This window comes from Desulfamplus magnetovallimortis, from assembly GCF_900170035.1.
In the GTDB taxonomy this organism is placed as follows: domain Bacteria; phylum Desulfobacterota; class Desulfobacteria; order Desulfobacterales; family Desulfobacteraceae; genus Desulfamplus; species Desulfamplus magnetovallimortis.
The window spans coordinates 155,261-166,838 of record NZ_LT828554.1 but is presented as its reverse complement, the minus strand read 5'-3'; the positions used below and the strand labels follow the sequence as shown (position 1 = coordinate 166,838).

Annotated in this window: 12 protein-coding genes; 3 read left to right on the top strand and 9 right to left on the bottom strand. The window is 42.8% G+C overall.

Features of this window, described 5'->3' with window-relative positions:
• The first annotated feature begins 542 nt into the window (after nt 1-542).
• The 3 genes from MTBBW1_RS20740 to MTBBW1_RS20730 are packed head-to-tail and all read left to right on the top strand — an operon-like array spanning nt 543 to nt 3,236.
• On the top strand, nt 543-1,388 hold the full coding sequence (locus MTBBW1_RS20740) for an amino acid ABC transporter permease (RefSeq protein ID WP_080806716.1): 846 nt from the start codon (nt 543-545) through the stop codon (nt 1,386-1,388).
• Nucleotides 1,389-1,398: 10 nt separating this feature from the next.
• On the top strand, nt 1,399-2,346 hold the full coding sequence (locus MTBBW1_RS20735; RefSeq protein WP_245809497.1) for a transporter substrate-binding domain-containing protein: 948 nt from the start codon (nt 1,399-1,401) through the stop codon (nt 2,344-2,346).
• A complete protein-coding gene (locus tag MTBBW1_RS20730; RefSeq protein ID WP_245809496.1) occupies nt 2,343-3,236 on the top strand; it encodes an amino acid ABC transporter permease in 894 nt (297 codons plus the stop codon). Before MTBBW1_RS20735 ends, MTBBW1_RS20730 begins: the two co-directional genes overlap by 4 nt.
• A 129-nt stretch (nt 3,237-3,365) precedes the next feature.
• Here the strand turns inward: MTBBW1_RS20730 and MTBBW1_RS20725 are convergent, their stop codons facing one another.
• From MTBBW1_RS20725 to MTBBW1_RS20695, 9 genes are all read right to left on the bottom strand, one after another.
• Nucleotides 3,366-4,793: a sigma-54-dependent transcriptional regulator gene (locus MTBBW1_RS20725; protein ID WP_080806714.1), complete on the bottom strand. Its 1,428-nt coding sequence runs from the start codon at nt 4,791-4,793 to the stop codon at nt 3,366-3,368.
• 30 nt (nt 4,794-4,823) lie between these two features.
• Complete coding sequence (locus tag MTBBW1_RS20720) at nt 4,824-5,411, bottom strand: hypothetical protein (RefSeq protein ID WP_080806712.1); 588 nt, start codon at nt 5,409-5,411, stop codon at nt 4,824-4,826.
• Nucleotides 5,412-5,467: 56 nt separating this feature from the next.
• A complete protein-coding gene (radC, locus tag MTBBW1_RS20715) occupies nt 5,468-6,136 on the bottom strand; it encodes a RadC family protein (RefSeq protein WP_080806710.1) in 669 nt (222 codons plus the stop codon).
• 246 nt (nt 6,137-6,382) lie between these two features.
• Complete coding sequence (locus tag MTBBW1_RS20710) at nt 6,383-7,912, bottom strand: DndE family protein (protein ID WP_080806708.1); 1,530 nt, start codon at nt 7,910-7,912, stop codon at nt 6,383-6,385.
• A 1-nt stretch (nt 7,913) separates the two neighbouring features.
• Nucleotides 7,914-8,909 (bottom strand): hypothetical protein, encoded by a 996-nt coding sequence (locus tag MTBBW1_RS29210; RefSeq protein WP_222424128.1) that lies wholly within the window; start codon nt 8,907-8,909, stop codon nt 7,914-7,916.
• A 78-nt stretch (nt 8,910-8,987) separates the two neighbouring features.
• Nucleotides 8,988-9,905 (bottom strand): AAA family ATPase, encoded by a 918-nt coding sequence (locus MTBBW1_RS29205; RefSeq protein ID WP_222424127.1) that lies wholly within the window; start codon nt 9,903-9,905, stop codon nt 8,988-8,990.
• Nucleotides 9,906-9,919: 14 nt separating this feature from the next.
• Nucleotides 9,920-10,093, bottom strand: coding sequence for a DNA modification system-associated small protein (locus tag MTBBW1_RS28615; RefSeq protein WP_186441572.1), 174 nt, complete (start codon nt 10,091-10,093; stop codon nt 9,920-9,922).
• 18 nt (nt 10,094-10,111) lie between these two features.
• The gene (locus MTBBW1_RS29200; protein WP_087881810.1) at nt 10,112-10,528 is read right to left on the bottom strand and encodes a hypothetical protein; all 417 of its coding nucleotides are present in this window, start codon (nt 10,526-10,528) and stop codon (nt 10,112-10,114) included.
• The coding region (locus MTBBW1_RS20695) for a restriction endonuclease subunit S domain-containing protein (RefSeq protein WP_080806707.1) at nt 10,482-11,578 on the bottom strand (1,097 nt) is incomplete at its 5' end. The genes MTBBW1_RS29200 and MTBBW1_RS20695, both read right to left, overlap by 47 nt.

Sequence of the window (11,578 nt, the reverse complement as noted above, 5' to 3'; positions counted from 1 at the left end):
CTACTCAATTTTGTTACTACCTATTTTTTCCCTATTTTTTCTATTTTCAAGACCTGTTTTTAAACAAGCCATCTAAAAACAAAAAAATCTTTTCGAGAGAAGCTCTTTCGTTTTTGAGAAGAGCTGCTGTCTCAAAAAGACTCGGGGATTATACCTGCTCATCTGTGATGTGTCAAACTCTTTTTTATTTTTTTTTAACTTTTTAATTATCTATTTGAAATATAAGCCTTTATTTTTTTGTTTTCTCTATTTTTCCAAGGAAGTTTCTTTTGGGTAAAAAAATAAAAACAGTTTTTCCCCACACTCAAACACTCCAAATATCTCTTTTATTTTTTTGGGTGTTTCAAAAAATGTTAAAAAATGTTATGAGCAAAGTTAAAAATTAAAGAGACCTTGTTGTTTACTGCTTATTTTTTTGTTAAATCAGAGTTGATGAACCTGTAAAAAAGTCAAGTTCCAAGTTTTTTAAGTCATAACCAACTGAAATTATAGATAACTTTTATGGCGTTGCCGACTTTTTACAACAACATCAGAGTTCCGATATGGAAAAAATAGAGACAAAGACAATTATTTTACCATTGAATCATAAAAAAAATACTCAATATACATGGTTAAACCCCGCTATTGGATTTTCAAAAAACCTTATGTTTTTCGCCTTGCCTGCTGCTCTTATATGGTATCTGGCTGATAAATCCGATTATAACTGGCAATGGTACAGAATTGTTAAATATATTGGAACATTTCAGAAGGAGAGCTTTATTCCCGGGCCACTTTTAAAGGGACTTTGGGTTACTCTTCAAATTTCAGTGATAAGTCTGTTTCTCTCCTGTTTAACAGGCCTTATAACTGCTGTTTTCAGACTTTCCCCCTCCTTTGCTCTCAGGGCAATTGCCAGAATTTACCTTGAGGTGATCCGAAATACACCATTGATTGTTCAGATCTTTTTCCTCTACTTTGTTCTTTCTCCTGTATTGGGCATAGAAAGATTCACCTCTGCTGTCCTGGCCCTGAGCCTTTTTGAAGGTGCATATGCCTCAGAAATTATAAGAGCAGGAATTGTAAGCGTCTCCACCGAACAATGGGAAGCGGCTGCATCAATTGGCCTAAAACCTTTCCGGATATACCGGCACATTGTTCTGCCACAGGCTATACCTGTCATTATACCTCCCCTTGCTGGACAGATGATATCACTTATAAAAGACTCCGCACTTGTCAGTACCATTGCCCTGTACGACCTGACCATGGAAGGCCAGATGATTATAGCTGAAACATATATGGTTTTCGAAATCTGGTTTGCAGTGGCTGTCATATACATCATTATTACCGCAGGTTTATCTATTTTTACCCATTTTCTGGAAAAAAAATTTTCAAAATCATTCAACAATTAAGGAGAAAAAAATGCTTCATTACTTTAAAAAGACCTCTTCCTTTATTACCAACACCGTTATTGAGAAACCATGCTGTGCTGATACATTCTGTTTTTTCAAAAATAAAGTTGGAAAAACACCCACTCCACAAAAAAACAAAACTCCGTTTATTTTCAGTACCTTTATGATCGTGATTATTACATTGAGCATTATTTTGTGTTCAACACAGGCAACTTTGGCACAAGGATCAGAAAGCACAATTGAACAGATACTAAAAAGAGGAGCGCTAAAAGTCGGAATGTCAACATTTGTACCTTGGGCAATGAAAGACAAAACAGGTCAGCTTATTGGCTTTGAGATTGATGTTGCCACAAGGCTTGCAAAGGACATGGGTGTAGCTGTTGAATTTGTTCCTACAAAATGGTCAGGCATCATCCCTGCCCTTCTTATGAACAAATTTGACGTGGTAATAGGTGGCATGGGCATATTGCCATCCAGAAATCTTAAGGTTAATTTCACCATACCCTACGACTACACTGGAATGTCAATGGTGGCAAGCAGAACCCTTGCCAAGGATTTTAACTCACTTGAAAATTTTAACTCAAAGAATGTAATCATTGCAGCAAGGCTGGGCTCAACAGCGGTTGCTGCAACAAAAAAATATCTCCCACTTGCAGAAATAAGAATGTTTGATGACGAAGCACAGGCTTACCAGGAAGTGATTAACGGCCGTGCACACGCAGTTGTAGGCTCTGCACCAACTCCGGCTTTTCAGGCAATCAAATACCCTGACAAATTATTTCTGCCGCTATCCGGTACATTCACAAAGGAACCCATAGGATTTGCCGTAAGAAAAAATGATTTTGATACACTAAATTTTTTCAATAACTGGATAAGATATGTGGATGCCGAAGGGTGGCTACAAGAGAGAAAACACTACTGGTTTGAGACAAAAGAGTGGGAGCAGCAGATTCAGTGATCTCAAAAGGAGCAATTAAAGGTCAGGAAAAAATACCCATATCCTGGATGGATGCAATCATACTTGGATTGATTGCCGGATGCATCACATGGCTCTTATGGAAAAGTGCAGCAAACCTTGAGTACAGATGGAGCTGGCAAAGTATCCCCCAATACATATTCCGTTTTGATGCAAAAACAGGTATATGGGTACCTGGCGTACTGATGTCCGGCATTATAACAACCCTAAGAATCAGTATATGGGCAACGTTGATATCACTTTTGATAGGCACTGTAATGGCCATTGGTAGGGCAGGCAAAAACACTTTCTTTAAAAGTGTGGGTACAGCATATGTTGGCCTAATCCGCAACATTCCCATACTTGTATGGCTTTTTATCTCCTACTATTTTATTGCAGATGCCCTGCTTCCCCTTATGAAACTTGAACGCCTTATCCACATGGATAAAGGTCTTATGAGAAGCACCATATCTCTTTTAACAGGTCCGGTATCTGATCTTCCTCTTTTTATTTCAGGCACCTTTGCCCTGGCTGTCTATGAGGGCGCATATATAACGGAAATCATCAGAGCAGGCATTGAAGATATAGAGAAGGGGCAGTGGGAAGCATCCTCTGCCCTTGGGTTTAACCGGTTTCAGCAGATGCGTCACATAATTTTGCCCCAGGCTTTTAAAACAGTGCTGCCTCCCCTTGCAGGCCAGATGATCTCCATCATCAAGGATTCTGCAATTGTATCTGTTATATCCATTCCGGAATTAACCTTCCAGGGGATGGAGCTTATGTCAGCAACCTTTTTAACCTTTGAGATATGGATCTCTATTTTGGTTATCTACTTTCTGATCTGCTTTTCCTGCTCCCTTGGAATTTCATATATTGAGAAAAAATTGAATTAAAAGGCGGCATCCTTCATGCCTCGCTTTACACTTTCTAAAATCAAAAATGATTTTTGGGCATTCTGAAAATTAATATCAGAAGTTCCCGGCAGGTTAATTGCGGCAGAAGGATGCCCGATACAAAAATTATTACGCTTTGCCGTAAAGTTTCAATTTTTTCAACAATGTCTTTCTGGTAATCCCCAGCCGCCGGGCTGCCTCACTGCGATTACCTCCGGCTGATTCAAGGGTTCCCAGTACTGCATCCCTTTCCACATCCGCAAGGGGAATGTCAACAGTAGAACTTCCTTTTTCAGAACCATTCCCAGAAAAATTTCCGGCCCCTGAAGTTGTGACATCTCCATGTGTGCCTGTCTCCCCTTTTTGATATGTCTGACTGGCAATAAAAGGGAAATCATCAAGAGAGAGGTAATCTCCCCTTGCAAGAACCACTGCTCGTTCCACACTGTTCATAAGCTCCCTTACATTTCCTGGCCATGCATAGCGAATCATGGCATCCATGGCTTCAGGGGTAAAGCCTTTGATATCCCGCTGGTTCTTCTGAGCAAACTGTTTCATGAAGTGAAGCGAAAGCACCGGAATATCCTCACTACGTTCATTGAGGGGCGGCATTTCAAGTGTGATAACATTCAATCTGAAATAGAGATCTTCCCGAAAACCACCATCCTGGGACATCTTTAAAAGATCCCTGTTGGTGGAAGCGATCACCCTAACATCAACATTTATATTCTGCTCGCTCCCAACAGGTGTCACTTCCTTTTCCTGGAGTACACGCAAAAGCTTGGCCTGCATGGCAAGGCTCATCTCACCTATCTCATCCAGAAGGATACTGCCTCCGTGGGCCTGGAGAAATCTCCCTTTACGCTTCCTGTCCGCACCGGTAAAAGAACCTTTCTCATGGCCAAAAAGTTCGGACTCCAGAAGGGATTCGGTGATTGCGGCACAGTTGATCTTAACAAAGGGCATTTTACGCCTTGGACTGTTGGCGTGAACAGCCCCTGCTATAAGCTCCTTTCCAGTACCGGAAGGGCCGGTTATAAGAATTCCTGCGTCAGATGCCGCAGCCATCTCCACTGTCTCCAGCAAAGCGGTCATTGCAGGGCTGTTTCCTATAATCTTCTCCCGTAAAAATCCCTGGCTCAACTGCTCCTTCAATGTGGTATTCTCATGTTTCAGGTATAAAGTTTCAATAACATGGGCAATGGTCAGCTTCAACTTATCAAAATCAAGGGGTTTGGTCAGATAGTCATATGCACCTTTTTTCAGGGCTTCCACAGCAGTTTCAATTGATGAAAAAGCAGTCATGATGATCACAGGAAGTGCTGGGTTGTAAGCCACGATCTTTTCCAGGGCCTCCATGCCGGACATCTTGAGCATCTTCATATCCATGAGAACCATATCAAAATGGATATCACCATCCATGACCATATCAACTCCTGTAGAACCGTCATCGGCCAGATAAATCTCATAGCCCCAGCCTCCCATCAAGGTTTTGAGCATGGTTCTGTGTCCAGGGTCATCATCCACCACCAGTATTTTGTTTTTTTCAGTTTTCATGGAGTTTTCAACATCCTTGTTCTCAATGATTCATGCAATAATCTGTTCACACAGCCAATTCACATATTGAGTGTAGCCCATAGAATTGTAGTTTCTTGAAAAAGCATTCATGAATCCATGCAAATAGGACGTTTCATGAACTAAAACATTCTGCTTTTCTGAAAGGCGGCTTGACAATTCAGCAACGCTGAATCCATTCTCCTGACACGGCATGATATATTCGATGGGAACTACAGGCTCAATGGTAAGTGAATGTCTGACCTGGGAACCATAAAAACAGAAGAGATGCTTAACTTTTTCAGGGGCAAATGTTTCTGAAATTTTCCAGGCAGAAGAAGCACCCACGCTGAAGGCTATCAAAACAAGTTGCATCTGAGTTGTGTCCAAACGATGTTTTACAATATCACAATAACAATCCAGTCCCACATTGCTCATAAAAAATCGATAGGCCTGCTCCTCGGAATGGAATTGCATATCTTTTCCGGCATAGGGATCAATAATATCAATATCAATATCTAAATCAAGATCATCAGCTAACTTGTCAATTGCAACTGTTTTGCCAAAAATATCTGATATTATAAAATATTTTATATCTTTGGCATAGTGGAGTCTGTTCATTTGAAACATTATCTCTTTTTCAAAACAAAGGGAAACTTCGACGATTTTTAAAATTTTTATTTTTTTATCATTCCACTTTCCAGAAAAGAGTAATGCCCTTTTCTGCTGAAAATAATGTGATCCAGCAATCGAATGCCTAATACCCGTGCAGCATCTCTCACTTTATGGGTAATTTCGATATCTTCCTGACTGGGTTGAAGATTTCCGGAGGGGTGATTGTGGGCAATGATGAGGGCAGATGCTCTATCCATCAACACATCAGCAAAGATTTCCCGAGGATGCACCGGCGCTTGATTGACAAGGCCAATGGTCACAATTCGGATATTGATCACCTCATTGGCTCCATTCAGGGAGATGCTCAAAAAATGTTCCTGCTTCCGGTCGCTGTAGTGCTGAATCATGGGCAGGATATCCAGGGGAGATTGAATTTTCAACCCCTCGGGTTTTATTCTCCGTCTTGCAAATTCAAAGGCTGCGCTCAACGCCGAAGCCTTGGCCATCCTAATACCTTCCACAACCTGCAAATCCTTTACTGAAAGCGAAATTCCTTTTTCATCGATGGTCTTGATAAGGTTTTTGGCGACTCTCAGGACGTCATATTTTTGAGTTCCACTTCCCAAAAGAACCGCTAATAGCTCAATATCGGATAATGATGCTGCACCTTTTTCCCGAAGTTTTTCCCTGGGACGCTCATTTTCCGGAAGCTCCATGATTCGTTTTGGCATTGCCGATCCTTAACACTGATTTAGGAATGAGTCATAAATAACTTGCCCATTTCAAAACAGGCGACCATTGCAGGCAGTACGTTTAAAAATTCTAATTGAGCATCTTATTTCGTACTCATTCCTTAATGAAATAACCTTGCGTTTCTCTCCCATGGCATTTGAGCATAAGCACTTTTTTACCGTGAAAATATCCCTCACTATTTTCATGTTTGGGGTGACCGATATACATCGGCCATGAGTGTTTAATCATGAATAATTTTTATAAAATGCTTCTGCCGTAAATTTGGCAAACTCTTCTGTTTTAACATCACTTCGACTGATCACTTGCCACGGCTCCAGACGCGCCACTTCCGCCTGCAGCTCCTTTGCCGTTTTTTGTCCACAGCCCAGAATATCCTGAATCGACTTTGCCGACACCCCATCACATTGAAACACAAACACAAATTCCAACAGCTCCTGAAAATTGAAAAACTTTTGCTGATAATCATTGGGAGATTGACTGGCAAAAAAGACCACGATTCCTTTCGATCGCCCTTCCCGGATAATACGCTGCAAAAAGATGTTCTTTTGGCTCAAATAGTTATGCGCCTCATCAATGACTAGAATGGTTCTGATGGTACGGTGCCCCTCTTCAACCGGGCTGTCCGGAAGTGAGGCCATCTCTTTATAGATCCGTTCAATGACGAGATAGGCCACCAGCTCTTTCAGTACCGGCATGATATGAAGATCGATTAAAAGCGTTCGATTGGTCAAACGGCTGATGGGCGGGTTTTCATCCCCATGCTTCCAGAAGAGATCGAAATCAGCCAGATCCTTGAGCACCTCCATAAGGCTGTCGTCTTTTTTATTGTCCTCTTCATACATGAGGGTGGCCATTTCGAGCACATCCTGAAAATCGGGATAAGGGGCGGATGCATCTTTTCGTTTGGCATATGCCGCCCTGATGGCTTCGGTCAAAGCGCCTTTCTGAACCACACCCAAGCGGGAGTTGATGGATGCAAAGCTTTCGGATTTCTCCCGGGCCGACACATTGATGGTCTGCTCATCATAAGACGGAAGGATGAAGGGGTTGACAGGGAGTGAAGTGCCTTCATGGAGCAACTGATATGGCTGGACCTTTGCCGCTTCAATAAATCGTTCATTGTCCACCACATCCCCTTTATAATCAAAATAGATGAAATGGGTCTGAAAATTGGATTGAATACGGATATCGGTTAAAAGTTTGAGCAAAAATTGTGTTTTTCCAACCCCTGGTTTGCCCATGATGGCAAGATGTGAATTGGCATGGCGTGCGGTGTTGTTCAGCTCCATGAAAAGATCGTTTTTTTTCAGCATTGATTTGCCGACGAACAGGGTCAGCCCCCGGCCTTTTGCCTCTTTTCGACCGGAAAACACCACTCTGTCGGCCAGCTTCGATAACAGATGCTCACTGTCCCGTCCGCACTCCACAAAAAGATCCAACAGCCAACGGCAGCCATGATCAATGTGATTTTTTATGATGGACTTGTTGGAATAAAAGGTCTCTTCACTGATTTCAGAGTTTTGATATACATGGGAAATCAGTGTACGGATAAATGTCTCGTCATCTCCAATAAAAGTGGGACGTTTCATCTCACTGCCATCAAACTTGACACTGACAGGCACATCCGCTCCCACCTCGGCAAGGGAGAGGGAGAAGGCAATACGGGCCAGCACCACTTTGTCCAGTTTTGTCTCAAAACGGAGGGCACTCAGTATCTCATCTGCTTCACTGCTGGTGTACAATCGATCCGCCATGCTACGCCTCCCAGAAATATCCGGATTGAATTGTCGTCAACTCCCGTCCCTTATCGAAGTCGAGGTGGGCTGCCCCACTCAAACAGGGCTGAAGGGTTCGATAGTAATCGGTATCAATCTCCGTATCTGTTGAAAGGATGATCACCTGCTCTCCGGCATTGGGAAAATAGTGGTTGATGATATTGTCTCTGTGGGTGCTGTCGAGGCGGGAGAGGGGGGTATCCACAATAATGGGCAGTGACACCTGACTGGTCTGGGCAAGCCCCCATAGCAAAGAGACGGCAAAGACTTCTTTTTCTCCGGCAGACAACCCCGATTTCATGATCTCATGCCCGTTTTTGTCGATGATATGAATTTCATAGGTTGTCTCGTCGATGGTGATGTCTTTGATCAATCCGCTCTTACTGGAGAGGCGCTTGTACATTTCAAAGGTTCTCTCCTGCAGCAGGTGGATTTTATTTTTCCGGAGACGCACAATGAATTGACTCAACAGTCCGGCAATGGCATCACACTCACTGATGAACATGGCCTTTTCCTTAGAGAGATGGTGCTTCTCATATAACTGTTCAATCTCTGTTTCGATCTCCCTGACCTGTTTTTCCAGGCGTATCATCTCATCTTCCACGGTGCGAAGCTGCTCTGTTTTCCTGCCCATCTGGGTGGCGCAACTCTCAATATCCGCCTGCAATTGATCGAACAGCTCACTTTCACTCTCGGTTGCCGCTCCGATCTGCAAAGAGGCTTCAATCTTTTTCAATTGCGTCTGAATCTCCCGTTTCTCTTCGATCAACGGTTGGATCATGAAGACATCGCTGTTTTCAAGCCATTCCATTTTCTGCAACACCCTGGCGGCGTCCCGCTCGGACAGGTTTAATATTTTGGGGGTATCTTCCAATGCCACACCCTCTTTGAGCAGACGGTATATCCGCGTTTCAAGCTCTTTCATCTTTTCCGGAGTGAGGGTTTCCCGATAGATGGGTTCCGGCTCTTCCACCATGCGTACAATCCGTTTGGCCAATTCTGCGGCATGGGCTTTGATGGCTTCTCCCTGGGTGGATTCCCGCTCTTTTTCAATCTACTGTTTGATGCCGTCAAACAAACCGCCTGCCAGGCTGAACGGAAGAAACTTCTCACACAACCCTTTGATCTCGTTCTCCACCTGGGTCAGGCGATTGGATGTCTGTACCCGCTTTTTTTCCTTTTCACGGATGCTCTCCCGGCTCTCAGGATCTGTATGAAAAATGGCCTGAAACCTTTTTTGGGCCGCTTCCTGTTGGGTTTTGAATTCGGCAAGGGCCTCCGCGATCTCTTCATGTTCCTTTTGCTTTCGTTGCAACCGGCCCCGTTCCTTTTTCAGCTCCATCTCCTTGAAGTTGAGATCTTCATCGGATATCTCCACAAATCCTTTTCGTTCTTCCTGTTTCAGATAAAGAACGTCCTGAGACAGACGATTGATGTATTGCAGTCCAAGGGCCGTTTCAAGGGAAGATTTCAGGCGTACCTCGGAATGGTCGTCTGCGGCAATCTCCTGGATTTTCTCGCCATCAAAGAAAAAGAACTGGGTAATGCCCGGTGGGATGGTGGCCCGGATAAAGTCCTGCCACATTTTCTTGTTCTGTATGGATACCCGCTTTCCGTCCCGAACCACCACCAGGCGTTCATCAATATCCCTGGCTTTGGGGGAATCTACGGCACCGGCACTCCAGGTGCGTTTGATGATCAGTTCGGAAAAATCATCCATCTCCAGTTCCAGTTCAAATGAGACCCTGACGTTTCCCCGGGCTTTCTCTTTGCGGTTGATCGCTTTAAAAATGAGATCCGCTTTTCCGCCGTAAAGACAAAAATTGATGGCTTCCATGATGGAGGTCTTGCCGGCGCCGTTCATTCCGCCAATGAGAAAGATGCTTTTGCCGTCATCACCGTCCGGGAAATGGAGTTCCGTTGGAAATTGAAATGACTTGTAATTTTCGATGATCAGTTTTCGAAATTTCATTATTTCACTCCGGTTCAGTGCAAATCGCTTGTGATGATCTCCCGCAAGGCATCGTAAATCCCGGTTCGACGATCTTTCAATTCATAGGCATTGACGGTCTTCAAAAGCTGGATCACCTTGTCATAGCTGACGCTGTGCCGGTCGCACAGTTCCTGTAAAAGGCGTTTGTCTTCGGTTGTGAGATTCATGCAGCGTCTCTCTTCCCTCTATGGAGTGTCAGATAATACCTTTGTTGAAAAAGGCACGATACGCGGTCCCCCGACCGTTCCAGTAGAAACCAGCCGTAACTTTGGGCCTGGATTCAACACTTTCCGTTTTGAATAACGCTCACGGGTGCGAAGTGATTCAATGATTTTATCCAGGTCATTTTCATTTTCTTTGCCATATTCTTTCCGATGACGGCGAATATCTTGAACGATTGGGTCTTTCATCATTTGAAACAGGTCGAATTCGACCCCTTTAAAATAAGGATTATGGATTTGTTCCCAAAGTCCCATGAACTCAATGGTGCTTCGGGTTCTCATCCAGTTCTGGATAACATAGTTCGTCCTATCACTGTCTTTTTCCCGGCTCGACTTATGCCGGTGATTGTTCAGCGGCTTTTTCGATGAGCTCTTCGACACGGGTTTTTGCTTTTTCCAGCAAAATTTCTGATTCACACCTCGCTTTCAGAGACTCATTGATCTTTTCCGAAATCAATTGTTCTTTTTGATTCCCTAACCTTGGGATAACAATCTTTCCAACATCCTGTGGAGCAAGATGCCCATTTGTTGAACCAGTTATCCATCTTTTACATTGACTTTGACCAATTGGACTCTGCATTACAGCCAAAAGATAAAAAGGATCAATATTGTTTTTTACTTTAAGTCCCAACAAATCACCACTAAACGCAAGTCGATCATATCTATCGATAATTCCAATTTTTCCAATTGTAGCGCCGGTGATAGCAAGAAGCAAATCGCCTTTATCGGCAATTCTCGTATCAGAAGAAAAATGACAAAAACTATCCGATATTAACTCCAAACCTTGGATATCTTTAATGCTGGCGTAGTTTAGTGTCCCATCAGAAGAGATTGCCATCTGCTTACCTTTGACTGATGATTCTACGAGATTTCTCAGATCATCAATTTGAGAATGCTCCCGAAGATGTTTCTCATAATTGATATACTCAGGTCTGTAACATTGAGAATCTATCCTCCTGGCAAAAACAATTTCACTAAAGTTGGCCTCATAACCCACTGGATTTTCGAACTTTAGTTTATCCAGTCCCAATTCATTTTCCAGAAGTTGTTGAGTCTTTGTGGTCAACACTTGAGATTCAAAATTCAATTTCAAGGCTTTTCTAATTAACTGACCGATATAGTTATGAATTATATCAGAAAAAATCGGAACAGGTACGGTTTTTAAATCATCTTTATTTAATCCAGTTTGTACTGCACCTCGTTGTCTTCTTAATAAGCATTTGCGACCATAGTTAGAATTTAGATAAGCAAGTAAGTAATAGGGATCTATTGACGAATTTCTAAACAACGTGCTCTTACAACTAAAAATTCCTATTTGATTTTTAGGAATAATCGCAACATTACCTAAGGTACCTACTACAGATATAATCAAGTCATCTTCGCAAACAGAATATTTGCTAAGCCTTTCAAAATCTTTTTGAGGTATGTAAA

Excerpts from the sequence above, each read along its gene's own strand:
- MTBBW1_RS20740 (WP_080806716.1), top strand. The coding sequence starts at position 543 with ATGGAAAAAATAGAGACAAAGACAATTATTTTACCATTGAATCATAAA.
- MTBBW1_RS20735 (WP_245809497.1), top strand. The coding sequence starts at position 1,399 with ATGCTTCATTACTTTAAAAAGACCTCTTCCTTTATTACCAACACCGTT.
- MTBBW1_RS20725 (WP_080806714.1), bottom strand. The coding sequence starts at position 4,793 with ATGAAAACTGAAAAAAACAAAATACTGGTGGTGGATGATGACCCTGGA.
- MTBBW1_RS20720 (WP_080806712.1), bottom strand. The coding sequence starts at position 5,411 with ATGAACAGACTCCACTATGCCAAAGATATAAAATATTTTATAATATCA.
- radC (WP_080806710.1), bottom strand. The coding sequence starts at position 6,136 with ATGCCAAAACGAATCATGGAGCTTCCGGAAAATGAGCGTCCCAGGGAA.
- MTBBW1_RS20710 (WP_080806708.1), bottom strand. The coding sequence starts at position 7,912 with ATGGCGGATCGATTGTACACCAGCAGTGAAGCAGATGAGATACTGAGT.
- MTBBW1_RS29210 (WP_222424128.1), bottom strand. The coding sequence starts at position 8,909 with ATGGTGGAAGAGCCGGAACCCATCTATCGGGAAACCCTCACTCCGGAA.
- MTBBW1_RS29205 (WP_222424127.1), bottom strand. The coding sequence starts at position 9,905 with ATGAAATTTCGAAAACTGATCATCGAAAATTACAAGTCATTTCAATTT.
- MTBBW1_RS28615 (WP_186441572.1), bottom strand. The coding sequence starts at position 10,093 with ATGAATCTCACAACCGAAGACAAACGCCTTTTACAGGAACTGTGCGAC.